The organism is Leifsonia sp. Root227, assembly GCF_001428745.1.
Taxonomy (GTDB): Bacteria; Actinomycetota; Actinomycetes; order Actinomycetales; family Microbacteriaceae; genus Leifsonia.
Genome location: NZ_LMIO01000002.1, coordinates 235,639 through 261,766, shown reverse-complemented (window position 1 = coordinate 261,766; position 26,128 = coordinate 235,639). Strand labels below are relative to the sequence as shown.

30 protein-coding genes and 1 pseudogene are annotated in these 26,128 nt (G+C 70.8%); 20 read left to right on the top strand and 11 right to left on the bottom strand.

Going from position 1 to position 26,128, the window contains the following annotated elements; genetic code table 11:
* The first annotated feature begins 61 nt into the window (after nucleotides 1–61).
* The 9 genes from ASE16_RS06175 to ASE16_RS06135 all read left to right on the top strand — a co-directional run bounded on the left by ASE16_RS06175 (nucleotide 62) and on the right by ASE16_RS06135 (nucleotide 8,607).
* On the top strand, nucleotides 62–1,588 hold the full coding sequence (locus tag ASE16_RS06175) for a molybdopterin-dependent oxidoreductase (protein ID WP_055892341.1): 1,527 nt from the start codon (nucleotides 62–64) through the stop codon (nucleotides 1,586–1,588).
* Nucleotides 1,589–1,631: 43 nt separating this feature from the next.
* Nucleotides 1,632–2,762, top strand: coding sequence for a ThiF family adenylyltransferase (locus ASE16_RS06170; protein ID WP_055892338.1), 1,131 nt, complete (start codon nucleotides 1,632–1,634; stop codon nucleotides 2,760–2,762).
* 4 nt (nucleotides 2,763–2,766) lie between these two features.
* The gene (gene glp, locus ASE16_RS06165; RefSeq protein WP_055892334.1) at nucleotides 2,767–3,984 is read left to right on the top strand and encodes a gephyrin-like molybdotransferase Glp; all 1,218 of its coding nucleotides are present in this window, start codon (nucleotides 2,767–2,769) and stop codon (nucleotides 3,982–3,984) included.
* Nucleotides 3,981–5,006 carry a bifunctional molybdenum cofactor biosynthesis protein MoaC/MoaB gene (moaCB, locus tag ASE16_RS06160; RefSeq protein WP_055892330.1) on the top strand — a complete coding sequence of 342 codons (1,026 nt, stop codon included), beginning with the start codon at nucleotides 3,981–3,983 and terminating at the stop codon, nucleotides 5,004–5,006. The genes glp and moaCB overlap by 4 nt, the downstream gene beginning before the upstream one ends.
* Entirely contained in the window at nucleotides 5,003–5,416 is a 414-nt protein-coding gene (locus ASE16_RS06155) for a molybdenum cofactor biosynthesis protein MoaE (RefSeq protein WP_055892326.1), read from the top strand. The genes moaCB and ASE16_RS06155 overlap by 4 nt, the downstream gene beginning before the upstream one ends.
* Before the next feature lie 136 nt (nucleotides 5,417–5,552).
* A complete protein-coding gene (locus tag ASE16_RS06150; protein ID WP_055894329.1) occupies nucleotides 5,553–5,957 on the top strand; it encodes a TOBE domain-containing protein in 405 nt (134 codons plus the stop codon).
* Complete coding sequence (gene modA / locus ASE16_RS06145; protein WP_055894328.1) at nucleotides 5,954–6,757, top strand: molybdate ABC transporter substrate-binding protein; 804 nt, start codon at nucleotides 5,954–5,956, stop codon at nucleotides 6,755–6,757. Before ASE16_RS06150 ends, modA begins: the two co-directional genes overlap by 4 nt.
* A 3-nt stretch (nucleotides 6,758–6,760) precedes the next feature.
* A complete protein-coding gene (locus tag ASE16_RS06140) occupies nucleotides 6,761–7,561 on the top strand; it encodes an ABC transporter permease (protein ID WP_055892322.1) in 801 nt (266 codons plus the stop codon).
* Nucleotides 7,558–8,607 carry a sulfate/molybdate ABC transporter ATP-binding protein gene (locus tag ASE16_RS06135; RefSeq protein ID WP_055892318.1) on the top strand — a complete coding sequence of 350 codons (1,050 nt, stop codon included), beginning with the start codon at nucleotides 7,558–7,560 and terminating at the stop codon, nucleotides 8,605–8,607. The genes ASE16_RS06140 and ASE16_RS06135 overlap by 4 nt, the downstream gene beginning before the upstream one ends.
* Nucleotides 8,608–8,641: 34 nt before the next feature.
* On the opposite strand, the gene ASE16_RS06130 is transcribed toward ASE16_RS06135, so the two are convergent.
* From ASE16_RS06130 to moaA, 3 genes are read right to left on the bottom strand one after another with little or no spacing between them, the layout of a single operon-like run.
* On the bottom strand, nucleotides 8,642–8,998 hold the full coding sequence (locus ASE16_RS06130; RefSeq protein ID WP_157480167.1) for a hypothetical protein: 357 nt from the start codon (nucleotides 8,996–8,998) through the stop codon (nucleotides 8,642–8,644).
* Nucleotides 8,999–9,052: 54 nt separating this feature from the next.
* The gene (locus tag ASE16_RS06125; RefSeq protein ID WP_055892313.1) at nucleotides 9,053–9,322 is read right to left on the bottom strand and encodes a MoaD/ThiS family protein; all 270 of its coding nucleotides are present in this window, start codon (nucleotides 9,320–9,322) and stop codon (nucleotides 9,053–9,055) included.
* A complete protein-coding gene (gene moaA, locus ASE16_RS06120; RefSeq protein WP_055892309.1) occupies nucleotides 9,315–10,409 on the bottom strand; it encodes a GTP 3',8-cyclase MoaA in 1,095 nt (364 codons plus the stop codon). Before moaA ends, ASE16_RS06125 begins: the two co-directional genes overlap by 8 nt.
* 46 nt (nucleotides 10,410–10,455) lie before the next feature.
* On the opposite strand from moaA, the gene ASE16_RS06115 reads away from it, so the two are divergent.
* The 6 genes from ASE16_RS06115 to ASE16_RS06090 all read left to right on the top strand — a co-directional run bounded on the left by ASE16_RS06115 (nucleotide 10,456) and on the right by ASE16_RS06090 (nucleotide 16,173).
* Nucleotides 10,456–11,049 carry a sulfite oxidase-like oxidoreductase gene (locus ASE16_RS06115; RefSeq protein ID WP_200949580.1) on the top strand — a complete coding sequence of 198 codons (594 nt, stop codon included), beginning with the start codon at nucleotides 10,456–10,458 and terminating at the stop codon, nucleotides 11,047–11,049.
* Entirely contained in the window at nucleotides 11,046–11,786 is a 741-nt protein-coding gene (locus ASE16_RS06110; RefSeq protein ID WP_055892307.1) for an FAD-binding oxidoreductase, read from the top strand. Before ASE16_RS06115 ends, ASE16_RS06110 begins: the two co-directional genes overlap by 4 nt.
* A complete protein-coding gene (locus ASE16_RS06105; RefSeq protein WP_055892302.1) occupies nucleotides 11,783–12,058 on the top strand; it encodes a DUF6510 family protein in 276 nt (91 codons plus the stop codon). The genes ASE16_RS06110 and ASE16_RS06105 overlap by 4 nt, the downstream gene beginning before the upstream one ends.
* A gap of 9 nt (nucleotides 12,059–12,067) precedes the next feature.
* The gene (locus ASE16_RS06100) at nucleotides 12,068–13,603 is read left to right on the top strand and encodes an SDR family NAD(P)-dependent oxidoreductase (RefSeq protein WP_055892299.1); all 1,536 of its coding nucleotides are present in this window, start codon (nucleotides 12,068–12,070) and stop codon (nucleotides 13,601–13,603) included.
* 106 nt (nucleotides 13,604–13,709) lie between these two features.
* Nucleotides 13,710–15,713 (top strand): hypothetical protein, encoded by a 2,004-nt coding sequence (locus ASE16_RS06095; protein ID WP_055892294.1) that lies wholly within the window; start codon nucleotides 13,710–13,712, stop codon nucleotides 15,711–15,713.
* A 1-nt stretch (nucleotide 15,714) separates the two neighbouring features.
* On the top strand, nucleotides 15,715–16,173 hold the full coding sequence (locus ASE16_RS06090) for a DUF1622 domain-containing protein (protein ID WP_055892292.1): 459 nt from the start codon (nucleotides 15,715–15,717) through the stop codon (nucleotides 16,171–16,173).
* 9 nt (nucleotides 16,174–16,182) lie between these two features.
* Here ASE16_RS06090 and ASE16_RS06085 read toward each other — a convergent pair whose 3' ends face one another.
* Nucleotides 16,183–16,575, bottom strand: a complete 393-nt coding sequence (locus ASE16_RS06085) for a DUF5997 family protein (RefSeq protein ID WP_055892291.1) — start codon at nucleotides 16,573–16,575, stop codon at nucleotides 16,183–16,185.
* A 34-nt stretch (nucleotides 16,576–16,609) separates the two neighbouring features.
* Here ASE16_RS06085 and ASE16_RS06080 point away from each other — a divergent pair, with 34 nt between their 5' ends.
* The 3 genes and pseudogenes from ASE16_RS06080 to ASE16_RS06075 all read left to right on the top strand — a co-directional run bounded on the left by ASE16_RS06080 (nucleotide 16,610) and on the right by ASE16_RS06075 (nucleotide 18,690).
* On the top strand, nucleotides 16,610–17,287 hold the full coding sequence (locus ASE16_RS06080; RefSeq protein ID WP_055892288.1) for a LysR family substrate-binding domain-containing protein: 678 nt from the start codon (nucleotides 16,610–16,612) through the stop codon (nucleotides 17,285–17,287).
* A gap of 124 nt (nucleotides 17,288–17,411) precedes the next feature.
* Nucleotides 17,412–17,726, top strand: a pseudogene (locus tag ASE16_RS20310) (alpha-hydroxy-acid oxidizing protein); the annotation flags it as partial.
* Nucleotides 17,727–17,790: 64 nt separating this feature from the next.
* Nucleotides 17,791–18,690: an alpha-hydroxy-acid oxidizing protein gene (locus ASE16_RS06075; RefSeq protein WP_321164229.1), complete on the top strand. Its 900-nt coding sequence runs from the start codon at nucleotides 17,791–17,793 to the stop codon at nucleotides 18,688–18,690.
* A gap of 47 nt (nucleotides 18,691–18,737) precedes the next feature.
* On the opposite strand, the gene ASE16_RS06070 is transcribed toward ASE16_RS06075, so the two are convergent.
* From ASE16_RS06070 to ASE16_RS06055, 4 genes are all read right to left on the bottom strand, one after another.
* Nucleotides 18,738–19,145: a hypothetical protein gene (locus tag ASE16_RS06070; protein ID WP_055892284.1), complete on the bottom strand. Its 408-nt coding sequence runs from the start codon at nucleotides 19,143–19,145 to the stop codon at nucleotides 18,738–18,740.
* Nucleotides 19,146–19,257: 112 nt separating this feature from the next.
* Nucleotides 19,258–20,181 (bottom strand): NADP-dependent oxidoreductase, encoded by a 924-nt coding sequence (locus ASE16_RS06065; RefSeq protein ID WP_055892282.1) that lies wholly within the window; start codon nucleotides 20,179–20,181, stop codon nucleotides 19,258–19,260.
* Between the two features lie 70 nt (nucleotides 20,182–20,251).
* Nucleotides 20,252–21,280 (bottom strand): 6-phosphofructokinase, encoded by a 1,029-nt coding sequence (locus ASE16_RS06060; RefSeq protein ID WP_055892278.1) that lies wholly within the window; start codon nucleotides 21,278–21,280, stop codon nucleotides 20,252–20,254.
* 121 nt (nucleotides 21,281–21,401) lie between these two features.
* Nucleotides 21,402–22,031 carry a CYTH domain-containing protein gene (locus ASE16_RS06055; RefSeq protein ID WP_055892275.1) on the bottom strand — a complete coding sequence of 210 codons (630 nt, stop codon included), beginning with the start codon at nucleotides 22,029–22,031 and terminating at the stop codon, nucleotides 21,402–21,404.
* Nucleotides 22,032–22,106: 75 nt separating this feature from the next.
* On the opposite strand from ASE16_RS06055, the gene ASE16_RS06050 reads away from it, so the two are divergent.
* Complete coding sequence (locus ASE16_RS06050; protein ID WP_055892272.1) at nucleotides 22,107–22,499, top strand: DUF3224 domain-containing protein; 393 nt, start codon at nucleotides 22,107–22,109, stop codon at nucleotides 22,497–22,499.
* A 60-nt stretch (nucleotides 22,500–22,559) separates the two neighbouring features.
* Nucleotides 22,560–22,754: a hypothetical protein gene (locus ASE16_RS06045; protein ID WP_055892270.1), complete on the top strand. Its 195-nt coding sequence runs from the start codon at nucleotides 22,560–22,562 to the stop codon at nucleotides 22,752–22,754.
* 15 nt (nucleotides 22,755–22,769) lie between these two features.
* Here ASE16_RS06045 and ASE16_RS06040 read toward each other — a convergent pair whose 3' ends face one another.
* The 3 genes from ASE16_RS06040 to ASE16_RS06030 all read right to left on the bottom strand — a co-directional run bounded on the left by ASE16_RS06040 (nucleotide 22,770) and on the right by ASE16_RS06030 (nucleotide 26,005).
* A complete protein-coding gene (locus ASE16_RS06040; protein ID WP_055892266.1) occupies nucleotides 22,770–24,926 on the bottom strand; it encodes a DEAD/DEAH box helicase in 2,157 nt (718 codons plus the stop codon).
* Nucleotides 24,927–25,097: 171 nt separating this feature from the next.
* Nucleotides 25,098–25,439: a DUF6804 family protein gene (locus ASE16_RS06035; protein ID WP_235500389.1), complete on the bottom strand. Its 342-nt coding sequence runs from the start codon at nucleotides 25,437–25,439 to the stop codon at nucleotides 25,098–25,100.
* Between the two features lie 140 nt (nucleotides 25,440–25,579).
* Nucleotides 25,580–26,005, bottom strand: a complete 426-nt coding sequence (locus tag ASE16_RS06030; protein WP_055892261.1) for an RbsD/FucU domain-containing protein — start codon at nucleotides 26,003–26,005, stop codon at nucleotides 25,580–25,582.
* Nucleotides 26,006–26,128: the final 123 nt, after the last annotated feature.

The window sequence follows — 26,128 nt, the reverse complement described above, 5'->3', positions numbered from 1 at the left end:
AAGCCTCCCACGCCCGTGCCGCACTCGACATCGTCACAGCTTGCGCGCCTAGCCTCGCGCCATGGTGTCGTTCTGGCGTCCGGCCGCTGCCGGGGTGGCGAGCGTGCTCGCCGGTGTCGGTGCAGGGGAACTCGTCAGTGCGTTCCTCGTGCAGAACGGCAGCCCCGTGCTCGTGGTCGGCGCTCTGATCATCGACCTGGTGCCCGCCTGGCTGAAGGAAGGCGTGATCGCCCTCTTCGGCACGGGCGACAAGGCGGTGCTCGTCGTCTCGCTCGCCATCGTCGTGCTCGCTGCCGGAGCGCTCGCCGGATGGCTGGAACTGCGTCGGCCGCCGCTCGGGCGCATCCTGATCGGCGTCGGCGGCGCTGTCGGCGTGTTCGCCGCGCTCACCCGCTCCGGCGCCGGGCTGCTGGATGCCGCGCCCTCCGTGGTCACGGCGGCCGTCGGCATCATCGCGCTCGGCATCCTGGCGAGGATGCTGCGCGGCACCTCCCCCACCAGGATCGCGCCGGACGGCTCTGTGACGCGACGCCGGTTCCTCGCGGCGACGGGCACCACGGCCGCGGCGGGGGCGCTCGCCGTGATCGTCGGTCAGGTGGTGGCGACCGGCTACCGCACGGCCGCGGCGGCGCGGGCGGCGTTCCACCTGCCGAAGCCCGCGGTCGTCGCGCCGCCCATCCCCGCGGGAGCTTCGTTCGACATCGCCGGGCTCTCCCCCATCGTCACGCCGAACGCCGACTTCTACCGCATCGACACCGCACTGCAGATCCCCGGCATCGACCCTGCCACCTGGAAGCTGCGCATCGTCGGGATGGTCGAGAACGAGGTCGAGCTGACCTTCGCCGAACTCCTGAAGCTGCCCCTGGAGGAGTCGACCACCACCCTCACCTGCGTCTCGAACGAGGTCGGCGGCGACCTGATCAGCAACGCCACCTGGCTGGGATACCCCATCCGGCACCTGCTGGCGCGCGCGAAACCGAGCGCGGACGCCGACATGGTGCTGTCGAAGAGCCAGGACGGCTGGACGGCCAGCACGCCGATCGAGGCCCTGACCGACGAGCGGAACGCCATCCTCGCCGTCGGGATGAACGGCCAGCCGCTGCCGCTGGAGCACGGCTACCCGGTGCGGATGGTCGTGCCCGGCCTCTACGGGTACGTGTCCGCCACGAAGTGGGTGGTCGAGCTGAACGTGACCAGGTTCGACAAGGTCACCTCGTACTGGACGGATCGCGGCTGGTCCCAGCGCGGGCCGGTCAAGCTGTCGTCGCGCATCGACGTTCCTGCGTCCGGCCGTCAGGTCGCCGCGGGAACGGTCGCGGTGGCCGGCGTCGCCTGGTCGCAGCACGTCGGCGTGAGCGCCGTGCACGTGCGGATCGACAGCGGCCCGTGGGAGGAGGCGACCCTCGCAGACGCGATCTCGGTGGACACCTGGCGCCAGTGGAAGTACGCCTGGCCGGCCACCACGGGGACACACACCATCACGGTGCGCGCAACCGATGCGCACGGCACGGTCCAGACCTCGAAGGTCGCCGACGTCGTGCCCAACGGCGCGACGGGCCTGCACAGCATCCAGGTCACGGTCGCCTGACCCGCCGTGACGGTTCCTGACGCCGAGCGAGGATACTGGGTGCATGGGCATCCCTCCCCTCGTCGCACCCGGCCCTGAGCTCTCGCCGGAGCGCGAAGCCCGCTACGCCCGCACCGCGCGACTGCCAGGATTCGGGATGCTCGCCCAGCGTCGTCTCCGCAACGCCCGCATCCTCGTGGTCGGCGCCGGCGGGCTCGGTTCCGCTGTGCTCCCGCTGCTGGCCGCGTCCGGCGTCGGAACCATCGGCATCGTGGACGACGACAGGGTGGAGCCGAGCAACCTGCCGAGGCAGACCGTTCACACCCCGGCCGACGTCGGCCGCGGCAAGGCGGCCTCCGCGGCGGAGACCGTCCGCGCTCTCGACGCGGAGACCGAGATCGTCGTGTTCCCGGAGCGGCTGACGGCGCAGAACGCCGAGCGCATCCTGACCGGGTTCGATCTGGTGCTCGACGGAAGCGACAACTTCCCCACCCGCTACCTGGTGAACGACGCTGCCGTGCTCGCCGGGCTGCCGGTGGTCTGGGGCGCCGTGCACCAGTTCGGCGGTCAGGCCGGCGTGAGCTGGGCGGAGCACGGCCCGCACTACCGCGATCTGTTCCCCGTGCCGCCGGAGCCTGGCAGCGTTGCGAGTTGCGCGGAGGCCGGCGCGCTTCCCTCGGTGTGCGGCGTGATCGGCAGCGTCATGGTGAGCGAAGCCGTGAAACTCGTCACCGGCACCGGCGTTCCGCTGCTCGGCCGCGTGCTGATCCACGACGCCCTGCGCGGGGACACCCGCGAGCTGGCATACGAGCGCGACCCCGGTGCATCCCCCATCACCGGCCTGATCGACTATGAGGAGTTCTGCGGAGTGACAGACACCATCAGCCCGTCCGAATTGCATGCCCGCCTGCTGGCAGGGGAACCGCACACGCTGCTCGACGTGCGAGAGCCGTGGGAGGCGGACATCGCCGAGATCCCCGGCTCCCTGCTCGTGCCGCTCGGGGTGGTGATGGCCGACCCAGCAGGCGTCGCTGCGCGGCTCGGCGACGATCCTCTCGTGATCGTCTGCCACCACGGCGTGCGCGCGGAGACCGCACGGGCGAAGCTGGCGGAGGCGGGCGCATCCGGGATCGTGCTCGCCGGCGGCATCGACGCCTGGGCCAGAGACATCGACGGCGACCTGGCGCGATACTAAGGACATGACGCCACCGCGCACGGTCGAGGAGCACGCAGAGACCATCGCCCGCCTCGTCGAGCCGCTGCTCGCCGTTGCGGCCGCGGAGCGGGTCCCGCTGGCGGAGGCGTCCGGCAGGGTCACCGCCGTCGCCGTGCGCTCGGACGTCGACCTGCCACTGTTCCGCAACTCGCAGATGGACGGATACGCCGTGCGCTCCGCCGACATCGAGCACACGCCCGTCGCCCTCGAAGTGAGCGGGGACATCCCTGCCGGGCACACGGTGCCGGTGGTCCTCACCCCGGGAACCGCCGTGCGCATCATGACCGGCGCTCCTGTGCCGAGCGGCGCGGACGCCGTCGTGCCGGTCGAGGACACCGAGCTGGTGCTCGGCCGCGACGACGACCTCTCCGGCGCCGTTGTCGAGATCCGCCGCTCCCGCCGCCCAGGAGAGTACGTGCGCGAGCGCGGCAGCGACCTGCGCCGCGGCGACACCCTGGTGGATTCCGGCACCCGGCTGGCCGCCCGCCACCTGGCCGCCATCGCAGCGGCGGGGGCGGAGGCGGTGGAGGTGCGCGCCCGCCTGCGGGTCGGCATCCTGACCACCGGCGCCGAACTGGTGGCCGCGGGCGCGACCGCCGAGTTCGGCCAGGTGTTCGACGCGAACGGGGTGGCGCTCGCCGCCCTGGTCGAGGAGTGCGGCGCACTCGTCTCCGTGCGGACGGCGACGACCGACGACCACGCCGAGTTCGAGCGCGCCCTGCAGCACGCGGTGAGCGTGAGCGACATCGTCGTCACTTCCGGCGGCATCTCGAAGGGCGCGTACGAGGTGGTGCGGGAGGTGCTGGAGCCGCACGGCGCCGAGGTGGTGACGGTGGCGATGCAGCCGGGTGGGCCGCAGGCGACCGGCGTGGTCTCCGGGGTTCCCGTGCTGTCGTTCCCCGGCAACCCGGTGAGCACCCAGGTCTCGTTCACGGTGTTCCTGCGCGACCTGCTGCGCGCCTCCGCCGGGCTTCCCGCCGCACCGCCGTCTCCTGCGCCGCTCGCCGCGGCCGTGCGCTCCGTCGCAGGCAAGCGGCAGTTCCTGCGCGGCAGGCGCCTGCCGGACGGCACGGTGCAGCAGGTCGCCGGCCCCAGCTCGCATCTGGTGGCGGCGATGGCGCGTTCCGACGTGCTGATCGAAGTGCCGACGGACACCGTGGACCTCGCGGAGGGCGACGACGTGACAGTGTGGACCCTATGAGCGGACTCAGCCACATCGACGGCGAAGGCAGGGCGCGGATGGTCGACGTCGGAGGCAAGCAGGAGACGGACAGGGTCGCCGTGGCCAGCGGCCGCGTCGTGACGCGCTCCGACGTCGTGCGCCTGGTCAGGGCCGACGACCTGCCCAAGGCAGATGTGCTGGCGACGGCGCGGCTGGCCGGCATCGGCGGGGCCAAACGCACCTCCGAGCTGATCCCGCTGTGCCACCCGCTGCCGCTGACGGCCGTGGACATCGTGTTCTCCCTGGATGCCGACGCCGGCGTCATCGCCATCGAGGCGACCACCCGGACCCACGGGCGCACCGGGGTGGAGATGGAGGCGCTGACGGCCGTCGCTGTCGCCGGGCTGACCCTGCACGACATGATCAAGGCGGTCGACCCTGCGGCGACGCTGACGGACGTGCAGCTCGTCTCGAAGAGCGGAGGCAAGCGCGGCGACTGGCGGCGCCAGAGCGCGGAGACGGAGGCGGAGTCGCTGTCGGAGGAGTCGCAGGCGGCGGAACCGACGGCCGCGGTCGCCACGGAACCCGCCGCATCCACCGCCGTCGTCGTGGTCTCCTCCACGCGGGCCGCAGCGGGCGAGGCGGAGGACACCACCGGCCCGGTGATCGCGGCGTGGCTCGGCGAGCGGCAGCTTCCAGCGGAGGTGCGCGTGGTCGCCGACACTGACATCGCCTCCGCGATCCGGGATGCGGTGCTCGCCCGCCCCGCCGTCCTCCTGACCACGGGCGGCACCGGCGTCTCCCCCACCGACCGCACCCCGGAGGCGACGGCCGCCGTGCTGGACCGCACCCTGCCAGGCGTCGCGGAAGCACTCCGCGCCCGCGGGGCGGAGCACACGCCGCTCGCCGCGATCAGCAGGGGCGTGGCAGGGGTCGCGGGAAGGACGCTGGTGGTCAACCTGCCCGGCTCGCGCGGCGGCGTCGCCGACGGCCTGGCCGTGCTCGCCGACCTGCTCCCGCACCTGCTCGACCAGCTCGGCGGGGGCGACCACACCCGATGAGCGACGTGTACGCCGCCATCAGCGCCGACCCCCTCGACGGCTCGACGGTCGACGAGTTCGTCTGGCGGTCGGGGTCCGGCGCCGTCGTGTCGTTCCAGGGGATCGTGCGCGACCACGACGGCGGCCGTGGCGTCGTCTCGCTGGACTACCGGGCGCATCCGGAGGCCGAGCGATTCCTCCGCGAGTGCTGCGAGGAGATCGCGACGCGCAGCGGTCTGCGGGTCGCCGCAGAGCACAGGGTCGGCTCGCTGACCATCGGCGACCCAGCACTCATCGCCGCCGTCGCAGCACCGCACAGGGCGGAGGCGTTCGAGGCCTGCGCCGCCCTGGTCGACCTCATCAAGACCAAGGTGCCGATCTGGAAGCGCCAGCACTTCGCCGACGGCGTCTCCGAGTGGGTCGGCCTCTAGCCGCCCCTCGCCCTCCCCTCCGCCCCCTCCCACGCAATCGAGTCCGAAGTTGTTCAGGCGACACGCCGGGCATTGAGCTGAACAACTTCGGACTCGATTGCTGCGGAGACGCAGACGCGGGGATAAGGTGGGCGCTGTGCCGCAGATTCGGGTGAAAGACGCTTCGCTGTACCTCGGGGTGAGCGACGACACGGTCCGCCGCTGGATCGACGCCGGACTGCTCGGCAGCGCGAAGGACGACGCAGGTCGCACCGTGGTCGACGGCTACGAGCTCGCCCAGCTCGCCAAACAGAACGCCGTGCTCCCCACCGATCCGGCGGGTGTGGCGCGATCGGCACGCAACCGCTTCGTCGGCCTGGTCACCAGCATCGTCGTCGACACCGTCATGGCGCAGGTGGAGCTGCAGTGCGGCCCGCACAGGGTGGTGTCGCTGATGAGCAGCGAGGCCGTGCGGGAGCTCGGGCTCGAACTCGGCTCCGTGGCCGTCGCGGTCGTCAAAGCCACCACCGTCATCGTCGAGACCCCCATCGGAAAGGACTGACCGTGCGCAAGCGGATCGTCGCAGCAGCCGTCATCGCCGTAGCAGCTCTCGCCCTCACCGGATGCGCGGCCTCCTCCGCCCCCGCCTCCAGCGCATCCACGGGGTCGCCGTCGGCGGATGCCGTCTCAGGGACGGTCACCGTGTTCGCCGCAGCCTCGCTCACGGCCACCTTCACCGACCTGGGGAAGGCGTTCGAGGCAGAGCACCCGGGGGCGAAGGTGACGTTCAGCTTCGCCGGATCGTCCGATCTGGTCTCGCAGATCACCGAGGGAGCGCCCGCCGACGTGTTCGCGTCGGCCGACGGGGCCAACATGGCCAAGGTCACCACCGCGAAGCTGGCCGACGGCGAGCCTGTCGACTTCGCCACCAATGTCCTGGCCATCGCCGTGCCTCCCGGCAACCCCGCGAAGATCACCGCGTTCTCCGACCTGGCGAAGCCGGGGGTGAAGACCGTCGTCTGCGCCCCGCAGGTGCCGTGCGGTGCAGCCACCGCGAAGGTGGAGGCGTCGAGCGGCGTGACCCTGACGCCGGTGAGCCAGGAGTCGTCGGTGACCGATGTGCTCGGCAAGGTCGAGTCCGGCGAGGCCGACGCCGGCATCGTCTACGTCACCGACGTCAAGGGCGCGGGAAGCAAGGTCGACTCTGTGCCGTTCCCGGAGGCTGCGTCGACCGTCAACACCTATCCGATCGTTGCTCTGAAGGCAGCGGCCAATCCCCCCGGGGCCGCGGCGTTCGTCGACTTCGTCACCGGTGAGAAGGGCCGCGCGGTCCTGAAGACCGCCGGCTTCGGAGCGCCGTAGACCGTGGGATCGTCTCCGCGTCGGCTGGACGTGCCGACCTGGGTCGTCGTGATCGCGGTCGTCGGCGGCCTGTTCGTGCTGCTGCCGCTGGTGGCGATGCTGGTCAGGGTCGACTGGGCCGACTTCCTCCCGCTGATCACATCGCCGTCGTCGCTGGACGCGCTCTGGCTGAGCCTGCGCACCTCCGTCGCCGCCACGGCGCTGTGCGTGCTGCTCGGCGTGCCGATGGCGACGGTGCTCGCGCGCGTGCCGTTCCCCGGCCAACGGGTGGTGCGCGCCATCGTGCTGCTCCCGCTGGTGCTGCCTCCGGTGGTCGGCGGCCTGGCACTGCTCTTCCTGTTCGGCAGGCGCGGTCTGCTCGGCGGAGTGCTCGACGTGGCGTTCTCGACCACGGCGGTGATCCTCGCGCAGACGTTCGTCGCCCTCCCGTTCCTCGTGCTGAGCCTCGAGGGCGCGCTCCGCACGGCTGGGACGCGTTTCGAGGCCGTCGCCGCCACCCTCGGCGCCCGGCCGGCGACCGTGCTGTTCCGGGTGACTTTGCCGCTGGTGCTGCCTGCGCTGGTCTCCGGCGCGATCCTGTCGTTCGCGCGGGCGCTCGGCGAGTTCGGCGCCACCCTCACCTTCGCAGGGAGCCTCCAGGGCGTCACGCGCACACTGCCGCTGGAGATCTACCTCCAGCGCGAGACGGACCCGGACGCGGCGGTCGCCCTGTCCCTGGTGCTGATCGTGGTCGCCGTGATCGTGGTCGCCGTCGCTCACGGAGCGGGCGAGCCGGCCCGCAGCCGTCTGAAGGTCGCCCGATGAGCGGGGCGGCCGTCCAGCTGCGCGCGACGCTCGCTGAGCGCGGCGTCGACGTCGACCTCTCCGTCGCAGACGGGGAGACCGTCGCCGTGCTCGGCCCGAACGGCGCAGGCAAGTCCACCCTGCTCGGGATGCTCGCCGGGCTGATCCGCCCGGACACCGGCCGGGCGACGCTCGGCGACGACGTGCTGTTCGACCTGCCTGGCTCCTGGACTCCTCCGCACCGCCGCGGGGTCGCGCTGCTCGCGCAGGAGCCCTTGCTGTTCCCGCATCTGACCGTTCGGCAGAACGTGGAGTTCGGTCCGCGGGCAGCACGCGCATCCCGTGCGGATGCCCGCTCTGTCGCGGACGGGTGGCTGCGCAGGGTCGGCGTCGACGGGTTCGCCGCGCGCCGCCCTGACGAACTCTCCGGCGGCCAGGCGCAGCGCGTGGCCGTCGCCCGTGCGCTGGCAGCGGAGCCGCGGCTGCTGCTGCTCGACGAACCGCTCTCCGCGCTCGACGTCGCGGTGACCGGCGACGTGCGGCAGACGCTCGCGCGGGCCCTCGACGGCCGCACCGCTGTCATCGTCAGCCACGACGCGCTCGACGCCTACCTGCTCGCCGATCGCGTGATCGTGCTGCACGACGGCCGCATCGTCGACGACGGCCCCGTCCGCGACGTCCTCGACCGGCCGCGCAGGGCGTTCACCGCCGAGCTGACAGGGGTGACGCTGCTGACGGGGCGGCGCACCGCATCCGGGATCGTCACCGACGACGGCCTCTCCCTCGCGGCGACCGTCGTGGAGGCCGCTGCTCCCGGCGACCGGGTCGCGGCGGCCGTTCGCCCGTCGAGCGTGCGCGTGCTCGCCGCGGAACCGGGCACGGCGACGGCCAACCTGATCTCCGCGGTGGTGACCGGTCTCGAGCCGCGCGCCGACCTCGTCCTGGTGCGCACCGACGCTCTCCCCGCGCTGGTCGCGCCGTCGATCGTCGCCGACCTGGCGCTCGCCCCCGGCACGCCCGTCACCCTCGCCGTCTCCCCCGACGACCTCCGCGTCTACCCCGCCTGACCCCGTCCGGCCGTCCCCCCGGCCGGGTGCCGGGTCAGTGACCGCCGATGCCGGAGCCGATCATGCCGTGGCCGCCGTTGGGATTGCGGGAGGGCACCGGCTCGTCGAAGCGGGCGTTGGCCTTTCCTGGACGGCTCTCCGGAGCGAGCCGCGAACGGGCAGCGGCGATGATCGCCACGACCATCGCGGCCAGCAGCACCAGTCCGAGTGCGGCAAGCGCCCAGCCTGCTGCGCTCCCGAGCCCGATCATCACGACGCCGATCGGCCCTGTCAGCCACGCGCCGACACCGGCGACGACCGCCGCGACCACCAGCAGCGCCACCCGGCGACCCCGCCGCCGCATCGCCTCGAACTCGCTCATCAGCGTGCCTGTCTCAGCTTGTGTACTCATCGCGCGCCTCCCCTGCTCAGCCCCACCTGTGCCCCCAACCTAGCGGATGCGGGGTCAGCCGCCCGCGAACGGCGGAAGCACATCCACGGTCCCCGTCACCCGTCGCTCAGGGTCGCGGGACACGACCGCATCCACCAGGAACGACCCGGACCGCAGCACCAGCTCCATCGGCGCCCCGTAGCGCGCGAGCAGTTCGGCGCGCAGTGCGCCGAGGGTCGCGTCCGCCAGCTGGATGCGCTCCTCCTGCCGCCCCGCCGCCTCCTCCGCCGCGGCGAAGTACCGCACGAGCACCGTCGCCGCAGCCCCGTCCGCACTGTCAGCCACCGATCGCCCCCATGCTCCTGCGCGGAGGGACGAACCCGGCCGCGTCGATTCCGTGCCCTGCCTGCTTGCCCCACATCGCCCCGCGCCACCAGCGCGCGATCTCCGCGTCGTCCGCCCCGCCGCGGAGCAGACCGCGCAGGTCGGTCTCGTCGTCGCCGAAGAGGCAGGAGCGCACCGTCCCTTCCGCCGTGATCCTGGTGCGGTCGCACGCGGCGCAGAACGAGCGGGTCACCGACGCGATGATCCCGACCGTCGCCGGTCCGCCGTCGACCAGCCACTCCTCCGCTGGGGCGGACGGGTCGTCCCTCCCCGCCTCCGTGAGCGTGAAGCCGGTGCCGAGCACGTCCAGGAGTTCGGCGGCAGGCACCATGTTGTCGCGCATCCAGGTGTGGTCGGCGTCGAGCGGCATCTGCTCGATGAAACGCAGGCGGCAGCCGTTCTCGATCGCCCAGGCGAGCAGGGCGGGCGCTCCGGCGAGCGTTTCGCGCATCAGCACCGCGTTGAGCTTCAGCGGGGTGAGCCCTGCGTCGTGGGCGGCGCGGATGCCAGCCATGACCGCGGGGAGCCTGTCGCGCCTGGTCAGGCGGGCGAAGTGCTCGCGGTCGACCGTGTCGAGCGAGACGTTCACCCTGGTGAGGCCCGCATCCACCAGGCTCCGGATGCGGTGGTCCAGCCCGATCCCGTTGGTCGTGATCGAGAGGTCCACCCCTGGCGCCGCCTCCGCGGACAGCCCGACGATCTCGGCGAGGTCGGCGCGCATCAGCGGTTCTCCCCCGGTGAACCGCACCTCGGTGATCCCCAGGTCGCGCGCGGCGATGCGCACCAGCCTGGCGATCTCGGCGGCGGTCAGCAGCTCCTCGCGCGGGATGCTCGGCAACCCGTCCTCCGGCATGCAGTACGTGCAGCGCAGCGAGCACTTCTCTGTGACGGACACTCGCAGGTCGCGGGCGACCCTGCCGAACCGGTCGATCAGGCCGGGGACGGCGGGGCGTCCGTCGAGGCTCGGCGCGCTCCGCGGCGCAGTCTCCCGTCGCGCAGCGTCCCGCAGAGCGGCGCTCCGCGGGGTGCCGAGATTCACGACGGTCATTCCATCACCATAGACCGCGCCGCCCGCTGGGGAATAAGCTGCGCGCATGGGAATCATCTCCTCCGGATTCCTCGGCCGCCGCCGTACCGAGGACACCCGACTTCCGCCAGGCCAATACCTCACAGAGGGCTTCCCTGTGCTCTCCGCCGGCCCCACTCCGCGCATCACGCACGACGAGTGGGCCTTCACGATCACCACGGAGAAGGGACAGGTGCACCGCTGGAGCTGGGACGAGTTCCTCGCCCTCCCGCAGGAGGACGTGACCCAGGACATCCACTGCGTCACCAGCTGGTCCAAGCTCGGCACCTCGTGGCGGGGTGTCGCCATCGACACGCTGTTCGACGGCGTCGACACCGAGTACGAGTACACGATGGCGCACTCATACGGCGGGTACACCACCAACGTCCCGCTCGCCGACCTGCTCGACGGCAAGGCCTGGATCGCGCACACCTTCGACGGAGCCGACCTCGCACCAGAGCACGGAGGACCCGCGCGGCTGCTCGTGCCGCACCTGTACTTCTGGAAGAGCGCGAAATGGGTCAACGGCCTGCAGATGCTTCCGCAGGACCAGCCGGGCTTCTGGGAGAGCAACGGCTACAACATGTACGGGGATCCCTGGAAGGAAGAGCGCTACTGGTGAGCACGGCCTGGCGCGTCGCGGACGTGATCGCCGCCCGCTTCGAGACGCCGACCGCGCGCACGCTCCGGCTGCGCATCCCCGGCCTCAGCGGACATCTGGCCGGACAGCACGTGGATGTCCGGCTCACCGCCCCCGACGGCTACCAGGCCGTGCGGTCGTACTCGATCGCGTCTGCGCTGCCTGGCGACGAACTGGAGCTGACGGTCGAGGAGCTGGCGGACGGCGAGGTCTCCCCCTACCTCGTGCGCGGCGTGATGGTCGGCGACCAGGTGGAGGTGCGCGGCCCCGTCGGCGGCTGGTTCGTCTGGCGACCCGGCGACCTGACGCCCGTCCAGCTCATCGCCGGCGGGTCCGGTGTGGTGCCGCTGATGTCGATGGCGCGCGCCCACTCGGCCGCGGCGAGCGCAGCGCCGTTCCGGCTGCTCTACTCTGTGCGGTCGCCTGAGTCGGTCTACTACCGCGACGAACTCGCGGCGCTTGCGCGGGATGCGGCGGCCCCGCTCTCCGTCGAATACGTCTACACCCGCACCGCCCCCGCCGACTGGCCGGTGCCGGCCGGACGCCTCACGGCGGCGGTCCTGGCGTCCGCAGCGCTGCCGGCGAGCGCGTCCCCCACATTCTTCCTCTGCGGAGCGACCGCGTTCGTCGAGACCGTGTCCGGCTGGTTGGTCGACGCCGGGCACGACCCCTCCCGCATCAAGACGGAGCGCTATGGCGGAATCGGAGGCGCGTCATGACCGACCAGGACTACCTCGACGGAAACGCGGCGGCCGGACTCCTCTCCGAGGTGTTCGCCGTCGACATCACCAGTGCGGTCGGGCGGTGTGCGAGCTGCGGAGACGAGGCCGTCGTCGCCGTCGCGCGGGTGTACCCGAACGATCACGGGCTGGTGGTCCGCTGCTCGGTGTGCGGGGATGTGCTCCTCGTGGCCGTCGAAGAGCGCGAGCGGGTGTGCATCGACCTGCGCGGGCTGAGCTGGCTGGAAGTGCGTCCAGGCGCCACCGCGTAGAATTCTCCGGTGCTCCCCGACTCCTCCCCGCTCGATTCCCCCGACGCGCCGCGCGTCGACCCCGCCGACCTCGCCGCGGCCCTGCGCGTGCTCGAGAACCTGCACGAGCTCGACGAGGAGCACCCGGACTTCATCACCGTCCGCCGCGCGACCGCGCACATGTTCAAGGCCGTCAAGCAGGCCAGGCGCAAGGAGATCCGCCGCGCCGTCGCAGAGGCGGACAAGGCCGTCGTCGCCGCCACCGCCACCGGAGCACCGGACCGCATCGACGACGAGACCCGCGGGCTCGACCTCTCCACCAGTGCGGAGGGTGCGAGCGCAGGCACCCTGCTGAAGTCGCGCGCCTGCTACATCTGCAAACAGCACTACACGCTGGTCGACGCCTTCTACCACCAGCTCTGCCCGGACTGCGCTGCCATCAGCCACGCCAAGCGCAATGCCCGCACCGACCTCACCGGCAAGCGCGCCCTCCTCACCGGGGGCCGCGCCAAGATCGGGATGCACATCGCGCTGCGCCTGCTGCGCGACGGCGCGCACCTCACCATCACCACCCGGTTCCCCAGGGATGCAGTCCGCCGGTTCTCCCAGCTTCCGGACTCCGGAGAGTGGCTGCACCGCCTCCGCGTCGTCGGCATCGACCTGCGCGACCCCGCCCAGGTGATCGCGCTGGCAGACTCCGTTGCCGCGCACGGCCCGCTCGACATCCTCATCAACAACGCGGCGCAGACCGTCCGCCGTTCGGCCGGCGCGTACTCTCTCCTCGCCGAGGCGGAGACGCAGCCGCTGCCGGACGGCCCGCTGCCGGAGATGGAGACGTTCGGTCACACGGCGGACCCGCACCCGCACGCGCTCGAGGCGTCCGTCGCCGCGCATCCCCTGCTGTCGGCCGCGCACGTCGCGGGCACGGTCGCCGAGCTCGCCGGCCCGTCGGCGCTGACCGCGGACGAACTCGCAGCGCTCGCGATGGCGCCAGGCTCGTCGTCGCTCGCCAAGCACGCCGACGGCAGCGCGATCGACGCGGGCGGTCTGGTGCCGGACGTGCACACCGTCAACAGCTGGACGCAGGCGGTCCAGGATGTGGACCCGCTGGAGATGCTCGAGGTGCAGCTCTGCAACACCACGGCGCCGTTCCTGCTGATCAGCAGGCTGCGCGCATCCATGGCGGCAGCGACCGGCACGGAAACAGGCACGGGACGCGCGTACATCGTCAACGTCTCCGCGATGGAGGGCGTTTTCGGCCGCAGGTACAAGGGCCCAGGCCACCCGCACACCAACATGGCGAAGGCGGCGCTCAACATGCTCACCCGCACCAGCGCAGGCGAGATGTTCGAGACCGACCGCATCCTGATGACGGCCGTCGACACCGGCTGGATCACCGACGAGCGACCGCACTACACCAAGGTGCGCCTGGCGGAGGAGGGCTTCCACGCCCCGCTCGACCTCGTCGACGGAGCGGCCCGCGTGTACGACCCGATCGTGCGCGGAGAGGCCGGAGAAGACCTCTACGGAGTGTTCCTCAAGGACTACCGCACCTCGGCTTGGTAACGATCGGCGAAACCCGCTGATTCGGCGTCATTCGCGCGCGGTGGCGCGATCTCCTGATGCGTACAATTCAGTTGCGCGACGTTCTGCGCGAGAACGAAGGAACTCGATGTCCAGCACTTCTGCGGAGCAGACGCCGACCAGCCCCGCCCCAGCTCCCGGGCAGGCGCACGAGCCCCAGCCCCGGTCGAGCGGCGGGGCGTTCCGGCACTGGCTGCTCTCCGGCCTGGTCGACGAGCGCGGGACGCACCAGGGGCCGCACGGCAGGAAGCCGGAACGGCAGCACTCCTGGTGGCAGGTCATGTGCCTCACCGGCGTCGACTACTTCTCCACCCTCGGCTACCAGCCCGCCATCGCCGCCCTCGCCGCCGGCGTGGTCTCGCCGTTCGCGACCCTCGTGCTCGTCGCCCTCACCCTGCTCGGTGCGCTGCCGGTGTATCGCAGGGTCGCGCGTGAGAGCTTCAAGGGGTCAGGCTCGATCGCGATGCTCGAGCGGCTGCTGCCCTGGTGGGCAGGCAAGCTCTTCGTGCTCGTGCTGCTCGGCTTCGCCGCCACCGACTTCATGATCACGATCACCCTCTCGGCGGCCGACGCCACGGCGCACGCGATCGAGAACCCGTTCACGCCGTCGTGGTTCCACGGCAACCAGGTCGGCATCACGCTGTTCCTGCTCGCCCTGCTCGGTGCGGTGTTCCTGAAAGGCTTCAAGGAGGCCATCGGCATCGCCGTCGTGCTGGTCGCGGTGTATCTCGCCCTGAACGTGATCGTGGTCGGCACCTCCATCGTCGAGGTGTTCCAGCACGTCAGCGCCATCGACGACTGGTGGCAGGCGCTGAACACGCAGCACGGCGATCCGCTGATGGTCATCGCCATCGCGCTGCTCGTCTTCCCCCGGCTCGCCCTCGGCCTGTCCGGCTTCGAGACCGGGGTCGCCGTGATGCCGCAGATCAAGGGCAAGCCGGACGACGACCCCGAGCACCCGCAGGGGCGCATCCGGGGCGCCGGTCGCCTGCTGACCACGGCGGCCATCATCATGAGCTGCTTCCTGATCACGTCGAGCTTCACCACCACGCTGCTGATCCCGCAGAAGGAGTTCCAGTCCGGCGGCCAGGCTAACGGGCGCGCGCTCGCCTACCTGGCGCACGAATACCTGGGCAGCGTCTTCGGCTCCGTCTACGACCTCAGCACCATCCTCATCCTGTGGTTCGCCGGGGCGTCGGCGATGGCCGGCCTCCTCAACCTGGTGCCGCGCTACCTGCCGCGCTACGGCATGGCGCCGCAGTGGGCGCGCGCCGTGCGGCCGCTGGTGCTGGTGTTCACGCTCATCGCGTTCATCATCACGCTCGTCTTCCAGGCCGGCGTGGATGCGCAGGGCGGCGCATACGCGACAGGCGTGCTCGTGCTGATCACCTCCGCCTCCCTCGCCGTCACGCTGTCGGCGCTCAGGAAGAAGCAGCGGAAACGGACGATCGCGTTCGCGATCATCACCGCGATCTTCGTCTACACGACCATCGCCAACATCTTCGAGCGGCCGGACGGCCTGCGCATCGCAAGCCTGTTCATCATCGGTATCCTCACCATCTCGATCGTGTCCCGCATCGGCCGCTCGTTCCAGCTCAGGGCGACGAGCGTGACGCTCGACGTGACAGCGCTCGACTTCGTGCTCGAAGACGCGGAGGAGGGCGAGATCCGCATCATCTCGCACGAACCGGACGTCGACACCAACACGGAGTACGAGCAGAAGAACAAGGACGAGCGCAAGTTCAGCCACATCCCGCAGCGCTCGCGCACCATCTTCATCGAGGTCTACCGCTCCGACTCCTCCGACTTCGAGGAGGACCTGGTGGTGCACGGCGTGGTCAAGCACGGCTACCGGGTGCTGCAGGTGAAGGCGGGAAACGTGCCGAACACGATCGCGGCCGTGCTGCTGGAGATCCGCGACGTGACAGGGATCGTGCCAACGATCTATTTCGAGTGGACGGAGGGCAACCCCATCTCCAACATGTTCCGCTTCCTCATCACCGGCGTCGGCGAGGTCGCGCCCGTCACCCGCGAGGTGCTCCGCGAGGCGGAGCGCGACGTCAAGCGCCGACCAGCCGTCCACGTGTCCTGACATGTCAGGTCACGCCTTCTTCGAGACCATCGCCATCGCCTTCGAGGTGGTCGGCGTCAGCGCGATGGCCATCGGGTTCGTCGTCGCCGTCGGCATCGCGATCCGCGCCTGGGTGGTGTCGCGCAGCGGCGCGACCGCCTTCACGACGCTCAGGCAGAGCTTCGGCGGCGTGATCCTGCTCGGCCTGGAGGTCCTGGTGGCCGCCGACCTGGTCAGGACGGTCACGTCGACGCCGTCCCTCACCGACGCCCTGGTGCTCGCGCTGATCGTCCTCATCAGGACCGTGCTGAGCTTCTCCCTGCAGATCGAGATCGACGGCGTCGCGCCGTGGCGCCGCGCCCTCGTCACGGGACCGGAGGTCATCGGCAGGGCGGCGGCTCGCTCCGGTGCTGGAAGCAGGGCCGCGCGCTCCGGTGAAGCGAGCGGCGGCGCCGGGGGCGACGCATCCGGCTCGAACTGAGAGCTGCGCTCAGTCGGTGCGCGCCGCGCGCTCGGCGTTGCGGGCCTTGACGCGCGCGTTCTCCGCGTGCACGGCGGCCTGCGTAGCGCGCTCTGTGACGAGCCACGCAGGAGGCTCCTCCAGGAGCGCCTTGATCTGGGCGGTGGTGAGCGCCTCCGTGACGCCGCCGCGGGCGAGACCGGAGTTGGAGACGCCGAGCTTGTGGGCGACAACATCCCGTGGATGCGGTCCATCCGCACGCAGCGTCGCCAGCCACTCCGGCGGGTTGGCGGCGAGCTCGTCGAACTCGGTGCGGCTGATCTCGCCGTCCTGGAACTCTGCTGGGGCGGCCGGGAGGTAGATCCCCAGCTTCTTCGCGGCGGTCGCCGCCTTCATCGTCTGGGGCTTCTTCTGGGCGCTCATGGTTTCAAGGGTATCCGTTCGCTACCCTCGGAGGATGCCGTCTACGTTCACGATCGTCTTCCCCCTCGGCGTGACCGTCGGCAAATGGACCCGCGTCTTCGAGCAGCGGCACCCGGAGGTGCAGCTCGTCGTGACCCGCGTGGCAGACGCGGAGCAGCGCGACGCCATCGAGACGGGCGGCGCTGACATGGCGTTCGTGCGCGAGCCCGTCGACACGGACGGCCTGCACCTGATCCCGCTGTACGCGGAGGACATCGTGGTCGCGATGCACCACGAGCACCTGCTCACCCTGGAGAAGAAGCTGCACCTGGCCGACCTCGACGACCAGCCGCGCATCGACGGCGTGCCGTCGGAGGCGATGTTCCGCAGCATCGCGGCGGGCGACGGCATCGCCGTCGTGCCACAGTCGGTGGCGAAGGCGCTGCGTCGCAAAGACGTGGTGGCGATGACGCTGGAGGACGCGGAGCCCAGCAGGGTCGGCCTCGCCTGGCCACGGGATGCACAGCACGAGCTGGTCGACGAGTTCATCGGCATCGTCCGCGGCCGCACCGCCCACAGCTCCCGGAACCCCGACGTCGCCGCCGCGCAGGCGGACGCCGCCAAGCAGGACGCCAAGAAGGCCCCGCGCGCGACGAAGAGCCAGAACCGCCCAGGCGCGAAGCAGGGCAAGCGCCCCGTCGCGCGTTCGCGCAAGCCGCGCCGCGGCCGCTGAACCGCGCGGGCAGCACAGACCGGCCGCTGACGGCACGCCGACCAGCCGACCCGCCGCCTCGCCGACTCTCCGCCACGACTGCTCTCGGCCCCGCCGACTCTCGGCCACGGTGCAGAATGTTGCCATGCCATCCAGCGTCGGCCGCGATGCCCAGTCCGCCATCTACCGGGCGGGCGTCTCCGGCCGCACCCCGCGCATCGCTGTCGGTTTCCCCGCGCTCGAGCGGGCGGCGGAGCGCCGCATGTCCAGGGCGGCGTTCGCGTACGTCGCGGGCTCTGCTGGGCTGGAGCGCACCGACCTGGCGGACACCGCGGCGTTCGGCGATCACCGGATCGTGCCGCGCGTGCTCCGCGACGTCTCGTCGCGCGACCTCGGCATCGAGCTGTTCGGCACGCAGAGGCCGACCCCGCTGCTGCTCGCGCCGATCGGAGTGCTCGATCTCGCGCATCCATCGGCGGACGCGGGAGCAGCACGAGCCGCAGCAGCGCTCGGCATCCCCCGCCGTGCTCTCCAACCAGGCATCGACGCCGATGGAGCAGGTCGCCTCCGCGATGGACGCGGTGTCCCCCGGCGCGAGCCGCTGGTTCCAGCTCTACTGGAGCTCGTCGGACGAGCTGGTCGAGAGCCTGGTCTCCCGGGCGGAGGCGTCCGGCTGCGAGGCGATCGTGGTCACGCTGGACACCCACGTTCTCGGCTGGCGGCCGCGGGACCTCGACCTCGGCTACCTGCCGTTCAGCCGCGGCAGGGGCATCGCGCAATACACGAGCGATCCGGTGTTCCGACGCCTGGTGCGCGAGCGCATCGCCGCGAGCGGTCCACGCGCGCGCACGCCGCTGACTCCCGCCACCGTCGCCTCGTTCGCGAGCATCCTGCGGCACCACCCCGGCCGGCTGCGCGACAATCTGCGCTCGCCCGAGCCGCTCGCCGCCATCGAGACGTTCCTTGAGGTCTTCGCGAACCCGGCCCTGACCTGGGCCGACCTGGCGTTCCTGCGCGAGCGCACGACCCTGCCGATCGTGCTCAAGGGCATCCTGCATCCCGATGACGCCTCCCGCGCCGTCGACGCAGGCATGGACGCCGTGCAGGTGTCGACGCACGGCGGACGTCAGCTCGACAACGAGCAGCCGGCTCTGGATGCGCTCCCCCGTGTCGTCGAGGCGGTGGCCGGCCGCATCCCCGTGCTGTTCGACAGCGGCGTGCGCAGCGGAGCCGACGCCGTGGTCGCGCTCGCGCTCGGCGCCCGCGCCGTCGCCATCGGGCGGCCGTACGTGTACGCTCTCGCCATCGCGGGAGAGGCCGGAGTGCGCGAGCTGCTGAGGAATACGATCGCGGAGCTCGACAACACGCTGGGGCTCGCCGGGGTGCGCAGCGTGGCGGAGCTGGACGCGTCGATCTTCGCCTGAGCCGCGTCTGAGCCGCGCCAGCCGCCCTGAGCCGCGCGCTGGCCTCGCTAGGAGACCGACGCGCCGATCAACGACAGCAGCGCCTGCGCGTACGCCGTGGCCGCATCCTCGTCCTCGAACTGCCGCTCGTCTCCGCCGAGCAGGATGGTCACCCGGTAGCCGTCGTCGGTGCGCGCGAGATGCCGGAAGGCGCCGCCGAGCAGCTCGCGCAGCTGGTCCTCGCGCGGGATCCAGAGCGCGTCCTCCACGGCCAGCGAGTCGAGCGCCCACTCGGTGGTGCCGTTGAAGCCGAGTATGGTGCCGGTGTCAAACTCGTGCGGTTCGATGGTCATGTCGCTCACGGTGAACCGGTCGCCTGCCAGCTCCTCGCGGTCGATCGCGAAGGTGTCCCCTGACTGGGGCCGCCAGCGGAGCCCTGCTGCACGGAGAAGGCGTGCGGTGTCGTCGGCGATCATCGGATGCTCCTGACGCTCAGCGGGAAGACCATGTCCGCGAGTCTAGGCGTCCTTCCCCGCGATTCCCAGGGTGCTGGCGAGCGCATCCACCGGGTGCGGCCCACATCGGCCGTCAGTCGGTGACCAGCACGATCTTCCCGCGCACGTGCCCTGCCTCGAGCCTGGCGAACGCCTCGGCGACGCGCTCGATCGGGAAGATCGAGTCGATCGGCAGCAGGCATTCGTCCTCGGCGAGCATGGCCGCGATCTCTGCGAGCTCGGCGTTCCCCGCCGCCGAGCCGCCGACCGTTCGCGCACCGTGGGCGGCGGGACCGAACGCGGCGATCGTGTTGATGCGGTCGACGGGCACGCCGAGCTCCAGGGCCGCCTCGATCGTCTCCGCACCGTGATTGTCGAGCACGGCGGTGATCCTGTCGCCGTCCAGCACGTCCCTGATGCGGTCGGCCAGGCCGTCGCCGTATGTCACCGGCACGACGCCCAGCCCCTCGAGGTAGTCGTGGTGCACCTCGCTCGCCGTCCCGATCACCGTCGCGCCGGCGCGCACGGCGAGCTGGGCGGCCAGCACGCCGACTCCTCCTGCGACCGCGCTCACGAGCACGGTGTCGTGCTCGCGCAACCTGAGGGATGCGGTGGTCGCCATCGCCGTCCGGCCCACCGTCGCCAGCGACCCGGCCACCTCGAAGGTGAGCGGGTCCGGCTTGTGCAGCACGGCGCCGTCGGCGTGGACCACCACGAAGTCGGCGAACGTCGCGAACGGCACGCTCCCGAACACCGCCTCTCCGACCGTGAAGCCGGTGACGCCGTCTCCCACCTCTTCGACGAAACCGGCGAAGTCCTGGCCGAGCCCGCTCGGCGCGGTGACGCCGAAGCGCGCCGCCACCCGCTCATCCCGGAACGCCTTGGCGTCGATGGCGTTGAGGCCGGCTGCCATCACCCGCACGACGAGCTGTCCAGCGCCCGGCCACGGCCGCGCCGTCTCGACCAGGTGGAGCACTTCGCGGGAACCGAACTCGTCGAATCGAACGGACCTGGGCACACGAACTCCTTACGTCTGTGACGAGGAGTCTAGTTCCGGCTGCCGCGACCGCCAGGGGTGCGCCCCGAACTCAGCCGAAGAGCAGCGCCGCCTCGTCGTAGCGCGCCTGCGGAACCGTCTTGAGACCGCCCGTGGCGTCCGCGATCGACACGTTGACGACGTCCGTGCCGCGCAGCGACACCATCGAGCCCCAGCGTCCCTCGTAGACGGCGTCGACCGCCGCCATGCCGAGGCGCGTGGCGAGCACCCTGTCGTACGCGCTCGGCACGCCGCCGCGCTGCATGTGGCCGAGCACCGTCGCTCGCGACTCGATGCCGGTGCGCTCCTCGATCATGGGGGCGAGCATCTCGCCGATTCCGCCGAGGCGCGGACGGTTGAACGCATCCAAACCCTTGTGGGAGTGCGCCTCCTCCATCGTGTCGAGGTGGAAGCCCTCGGAGACGACGATGACCGGCGCCCTTCCGCGGTCGCGGACCGACTCGACCCACTCCACGATCTGCTCGATCGACTGCGGCTGCTCGGGGATGAGGATGGCGTGCGCTCCCCCTGCCATGCCGGAGTGCAGCGCGATCCAGCCGACGTGGCGGCCCATGACCTCGACCACCATGCAGCGCTGGTGCGATTCGGCCGTGGTGCGGAGGCGGTCGATGGCCTCCGTGGCGATCTCGACGGCGGTGTCGAAACCGAACGAGTAGTCGGTGGCGGCGAGGTCGTTGTCGATGGTCTTCGGAACGCCGACGATCTTGAGTCCGGCGTCGGTCAGGCGGCGGGCCGCGGTGAGCGTGCCCTCGCCTCCGATGGCGATGATCGCGTCGATGCCGTTCTCGTCCATCATGCGCTGGATGTTCTCCGGGCCGCCGTTGTCGCCCTCGAACGGATTGGTGCGGCTGGAACCGAGGATCGTGCCGCCCTGACGGGAGAGTCCGCGCACGCTGTGGCGGTCGAGCGGCATGATGTCGCCGTTGACGACGCCGCGCCAGCCGTAGCGGAATCCGGCGAACTCCGTGCCCTGGGCGCGGTCGCCTTTCAGGACGGCGCCGCGGATGACCGCGTTCAGTCCTGGACAGTCGCCGCCACTGGTGAGGATGCCGATCTTCAAAATGCTGCTCCCTGGGTGATATTCGCTACCTGTGAATCATGCCTGACGCCGGTCGTCAGCACAAAAACGCCCGGCACGGCAGCATCGGCGTGTGCGAGCGGTGCGCAACGCGCGCGGGCGGCTAGAGCCCGAGGGTGCGCTGCAGCTTGGACGAGCTGGCCGACACCACGGCGCCAGCCGCGAGCACCCGCTCCTCGATCTCGTCGAGCAGCGCCGTGCGGCCGGAGCGCGTGTCGGGGGCGCCGCTCAGCAGCTCCACCTCCCACTCCCGCCAGGTCTGCGTTCCGCCGGTGCGCAGGTTCTCGCTTGTCACGTGGTCGTCGCAGAATTCCGCGAGGTCGAACCCGGCCGCGTCCTGCAGCACCACCGTCGTGCGGGTGTTGGTCACCCGCGCGATCGGGACGAGCCGGGCGTCGCCGACCCGTGCATCCGGAGCCACCTGGCCGATGGATGCGATCAGCTCGGCCGGCACATCGTCGCCGTCGGTCAGCGCCCAGTGCAGCTCCGTGCGGCCCTCTTCCGCAGGCAGCTTGACGTGCCAGCCCTCGTCTGCGCCTCCACGGCGGACGCGCACGGCGACCTTCGCGTGCGCGAGAGCGAGGTCGGCCGTGTCGAAGTACGTGGCGACGAGTTCGGCCGTCTCCGGCTTCGACCCCGTCGCCACGGCGCCGACGCCGACCAGGAACGGGGGCTCCGTGTTCTCGTCGACGTCGTACTTCCGTTCGATTTCCACCTGAGAGTGCTGGGGCATTCCCCCTGTCTAGTGCAGTTTCGCTCTGTCGCGAAATTTCCAGACCAGGACGGCAGCGCTGTCTATCGTGAAGAGATGAGCGAACGCGAGACGATCACCGCCCGATTCGACGTCACAGGATGGGACCCGGCCGACCTGCCAGGCATCGACGGAGACTGGGTCGGCGGCATCACCATGCGCAAGACGTACACGGATGGCCTGGTCGGCGAGTCGGTGGCGCACTTCGTGTCGTCCGGCACGGAGGAGAGCCGAGGCTACCTCGCCGCCGAGCGGGTGACAGGAACGCTGCCGGACGGGCGCACAGGGTCGTTCACGGTGCACCACGGCGCGCTGCAGCACCCTGGCGATCCTTCGGCGTTCGGCTACATCGTGCCTGGCACAGGGACGGGCGACTTCTCCGGGTTCGCGGGGAGCGCGCGCATCCTGCACGACGAGCGGGGGCCGTCCTTCGTCTTCGAGCTCGACTGAACGCGCGGCGCCCGTCGATCTGCCCTCGACCACCGGCGGCGCGAGAGGTACCCTCGGTGCATGAGCGAGAGCGACACGCGCCCCGGCGACGACGACCTCGACGCTTTCCGCGAGGAGCAGGAAGGCGACTACGAGCCTGCGCCGAACGTCCGCGACGAAGACGACCTCCCCGTCGCCGACGACGATGACGACGAGCTGGTTCCCGACGACGACCGCCCTGTGCCGCTCGACCCGGACGACGCCGACATCGCCTGACGCACGATTCGCACGCTAGCCGAGCGCATCCTCCAGCAGGTGGATGAGGGCGTCGAGCTGCACGGAGTCCGCGGAGCCGATCTCGACGTCCGAACCGTCGAGAGCACGGGCGGCGAGGCCCTGCTTGGCGTCGATGAGCTCCGCGATCTTCGAGTCGATGGTCTGCGCAGCGATGATGCGCCACGCGGTGACCGGCTCCTCCTGACCGATGCGGTGCACGCGGTCGATTGCCTGCGTCTGCTCCGCCGCCGTCCAGGACAGCTCGGCCAGCACCACGTTGGATGCGGCCTGCAGGTTGAGCCCGACGCCCGCCGCGGTCAGCGAGCACACCGCGACAGACACCTCGGGATCGTTGTTGAACGCGTCGATCTCGCGCTGGCGCGCGATGGCGGTCTGGTCGCCGCGGATCGAGATCGTCTTCAGGTCGCGGGCGGCGAAGGCGTCCTCCGCCGCGTCCATCACGTCGATGTGCTTGGCGAAGAACACCACCTTGCCCACCGAGCGCGCGAGCTGCGCGGCGTAGTCGGACGCCAGCCCGGCCTTCGCCTGGCCGATCTTGCGGACCATCGTGAAGACGTTGTCCCCGCTCTTGGCCGACTTCGACTCCTCCAGCTCCGACTGGGCGACGAGGCGGATGAGGTGCGTGCGATGCGCGTCGTCGTCACCGTCGAACGAGTCGGGGCGACCAGCGGCGGATGCGCGGCGGAACTTCGCGACGAGGCGCGCCGCCAGCTCCTTCTCCGCCTGACGGATGCTGCGGCCGAGGTCGTCGTCGAGCTCGACGGGCAGGTCGACAACGCGGCGGCTCGGCAGGTCGGAGGCGACGTCGAGCTTGCGACGGCGGACGATGCCCATGTCGATGACCGCCTCGCGGGCCGCGGCGTAGAACCCGAAGTCGGCCGGGGTGAGCTCGGTCTCCTCCAGCTTCTGCATGAGTTCCGGCGACGGCTTGTTGCCGTCGATCCAGCCGAGGAACTGCCAGATGGCCTTGAAGTCGTCGATGTCGTTGATCAGCGGCGTGCCGGTGAGGGCGAGCAGCAGAGGGTCGCCGGTCTTCTTGATGGCGTCGGCGAGCCCGAGAACGTATTTGGAACGCTGCGAGTGCAGGTTCTTGATGAAGTGCGCCTCGTCGACGACCATGCCCTTGAAGCCCAGGGTGCTGAGCCAGGCGAGGTGCCTGTCGAGGACCTCGTAGTTGACGATCACGACGTCGGCGAATGCGTCCAGCCCCTCGCCGTCTCCGTGGATGACGGTGGCCCTGCGGTGCGGCGTCCAACGCTCGACCTCGCGCGCCCAGTTCATCTTGACCACGTTCGGCACGACGGCGAGAAGCGGGTACGCGCCGACGACGGACGCCGCGAGCACCGACTGGGCGGTCTTGCCGAGGCCGGGCTCGTCGGCGAGCAGGAAGCTGCGGTGGCCGAGCCTGACGCTCTCCACGAAGCGCGCCTGGTGGTGCATCAGCTCCAGGCCGGGAGGCGAGTACCTGTCGATCGCGGGCGCCGGCGGCAGGTCCATGCTGGCCGCCTGGCCGCCTGAGCCGTACTCGAACGACTTGAACAGGGGGCCGAGCAGCTCCCACGAGTCGAGGCGGCGCCGCGGGGCGGGCTGCGCCGCTGTCGCCTTCGAGAAGTCGGGGGCGAGAAACGGGTTGGAGAGCTGCCTGGCGCGCACCGACTGCGGGATGACCTGCTTCTCGGCGAGTTCCGGCGTGATGACGCTGTCCTGCTTGGCGACGGGCCGCTCCACCGTGATGATGAGGTCGTCCGGCGTGAGCTCTGTACCGGACTCGAGCAGCCAGTCGCGGCGCATGGTCTGCGCGGTGGCGGTCGGCGGCGACTCGCTCTCCAGCAGAGAGATCAGCGAGGTGTCGCGCGCGGCGGTCTTCGCGAGGATGGTCGCGATGCCGTCGAGCCGTTTGAGCTGCTCGGCGCGCGCGGCGTCGCTCAGCTCAGGGTCGGACTTCGCCCGCGCGCGCTCCTCGCGCATCAGGAACGCGATGACCTGGAACTTGGTGCGATTGGTCGGTCCGAGCTTCTTGCCGTCAGCGGCCTTGGCCTCCACCTCCCGCACTTTGCGCGCGAGGACGGGGATCAGCCCGTCGTTGTTCGCGTGGCGGTTGCGTCGCTGCTGCTGGCGCGACGAGCTGGTGCGTTGACCGGAACGAGACATGGTCCTCCAGTGGGAGCGTCGCGCGCTGACGAAGAGCGGACGCCGTGTGGCGTGAGGGCCGGCGCAGCGATCGGACAGGGAACCGAATGGTCCTGCCCGCCGCGGTGAGCGCCGGGATGCGTCGCGAGTGAAACGGCGGCGCGCACACCAGTTTACGCGAGGATGCCGGAATCAGCGACGTTGATCGACGGGGATCTTCACGGTGACGGCGACGGCGATGAAGAGCACGGCGCCCGCGAGGTGCAGCAGCCGGATCACGACGTCGTCGAACGCGATCGGCCAGACCGGGTTCCAGATGACGGCGACAGGGATGAGCCCGGCCAGCCACCACCACTGCTTCGCCTGCCCGGCGAACACGCAGAGGATGAGCGCGAGGATGCTCACCGCGTACTGCACGTAGAGATACCACTCGCCCCCGATCAGGGCGAGGCCGCCGATCAGGACGATCGCGCCGAGGATTCCTGGCGCGAGCGCTGCGCGGTTGAACGCGGGCTGGGAGGCGTAGCGGGACACGGTCACCGAGTCTACGTCAGCGGGATCGGCGCGGGATGCGCATCCACTGCGCCTGCCGGAGTCGCCCTGCCGCAGTGCGGCCTGGTGGGGCGTGCCGACGCAATCGCGCCGGCACGCCCACGTTCAGCTGTGCGTGTGATTCAGCAGGCGCCCTTCCGCAGCAGGAACGCACATGGTGGGGCGTCCGACCCCACGCGCACGGTCACAACGGAATGGCGGGCGAGCTCGACGAATTCGCCGAGCTCCAGACGGGTCATGGGCACGCGACGGAGTTCGGCATCTGATGCGATGCCGTTCACCGCGAACGCCACGTCTGGGACATCGTACGGTTCACCGGCGAGATCGAGGAACGTGATCGGCGACGGGTCTTCGTTGTCGAGAGGGAACACACTGAGGATCGCGTCTGCAGCGGCTTCTGTGGTCACTTCTCCAAGATGGATGACGGGTGAAACGATTTCTTCTTCTGGATAGCCGCTGCCGACAAGGGTAAGCATGTCGCCATCGTGCATGGAATCCAGGGCGCTTAACAGCGCACCAGACAGCAGCGGGCTGAGGTTCTTCAGCAAAGTCGGGCCTTTCCTGTAAAACGAATATTTCTCAACCCCTAGGTGGAGGATAGACCCGACGGTATGTCCTCCCCCACCCCCCTTTCAGGGGTGAATGCAGACGGCGCGCCGGAAGGATTCTCA

Excerpts from the sequence above, each read along its gene's own strand:
- ASE16_RS06175 (WP_055892341.1), top strand. The coding sequence starts at position 62 with ATGGTGTCGTTCTGGCGTCCGGCCGCTGCCGGGGTGGCGAGCGTGCTC.
- ASE16_RS06170 (WP_055892338.1), top strand. The coding sequence starts at position 1,632 with ATGGGCATCCCTCCCCTCGTCGCACCCGGCCCTGAGCTCTCGCCGGAG.
- glp (WP_055892334.1), top strand. The coding sequence starts at position 2,767 with ATGACGCCACCGCGCACGGTCGAGGAGCACGCAGAGACCATCGCCCGC.
- moaCB (WP_055892330.1), top strand. The coding sequence starts at position 3,981 with ATGAGCGGACTCAGCCACATCGACGGCGAAGGCAGGGCGCGGATGGTC.
- ASE16_RS06155 (WP_055892326.1), top strand. The coding sequence starts at position 5,003 with ATGAGCGACGTGTACGCCGCCATCAGCGCCGACCCCCTCGACGGCTCG.
- ASE16_RS06135 (WP_055892318.1), top strand. The coding sequence starts at position 7,558 with ATGAGCGGGGCGGCCGTCCAGCTGCGCGCGACGCTCGCTGAGCGCGGC.
- ASE16_RS06130 (WP_157480167.1), bottom strand. The coding sequence starts at position 8,998 with ATGAGTACACAAGCTGAGACAGGCACGCTGATGAGCGAGTTCGAGGCG.
- moaA (WP_055892309.1), bottom strand. The coding sequence starts at position 10,409 with ATGACCGTCGTGAATCTCGGCACCCCGCGGAGCGCCGCTCTGCGGGAC.
- ASE16_RS06115 (WP_200949580.1), top strand. The coding sequence starts at position 10,456 with ATGGGAATCATCTCCTCCGGATTCCTCGGCCGCCGCCGTACCGAGGAC.
- ASE16_RS06105 (WP_055892302.1), top strand. The coding sequence starts at position 11,783 with ATGACCGACCAGGACTACCTCGACGGAAACGCGGCGGCCGGACTCCTC.
- ASE16_RS06095 (WP_055892294.1), top strand. The coding sequence starts at position 13,710 with ATGTCCAGCACTTCTGCGGAGCAGACGCCGACCAGCCCCGCCCCAGCT.
- ASE16_RS06090 (WP_055892292.1), top strand. The coding sequence starts at position 15,715 with ATGTCAGGTCACGCCTTCTTCGAGACCATCGCCATCGCCTTCGAGGTG.
- ASE16_RS06085 (WP_055892291.1), bottom strand. The coding sequence starts at position 16,575 with ATGAGCGCCCAGAAGAAGCCCCAGACGATGAAGGCGGCGACCGCCGCG.
- ASE16_RS06080 (WP_055892288.1), top strand. The coding sequence starts at position 16,610 with ATGCCGTCTACGTTCACGATCGTCTTCCCCCTCGGCGTGACCGTCGGC.
- ASE16_RS06070 (WP_055892284.1), bottom strand. The coding sequence starts at position 19,145 with ATGATCGCCGACGACACCGCACGCCTTCTCCGTGCAGCAGGGCTCCGC.
- ASE16_RS06055 (WP_055892275.1), bottom strand. The coding sequence starts at position 22,031 with ATGCCCCAGCACTCTCAGGTGGAAATCGAACGGAAGTACGACGTCGAC.
- ASE16_RS06050 (WP_055892272.1), top strand. The coding sequence starts at position 22,107 with ATGAGCGAACGCGAGACGATCACCGCCCGATTCGACGTCACAGGATGG.
- ASE16_RS06045 (WP_055892270.1), top strand. The coding sequence starts at position 22,560 with ATGAGCGAGAGCGACACGCGCCCCGGCGACGACGACCTCGACGCTTTC.
- ASE16_RS06040 (WP_055892266.1), bottom strand. The coding sequence starts at position 24,926 with ATGTCTCGTTCCGGTCAACGCACCAGCTCGTCGCGCCAGCAGCAGCGA.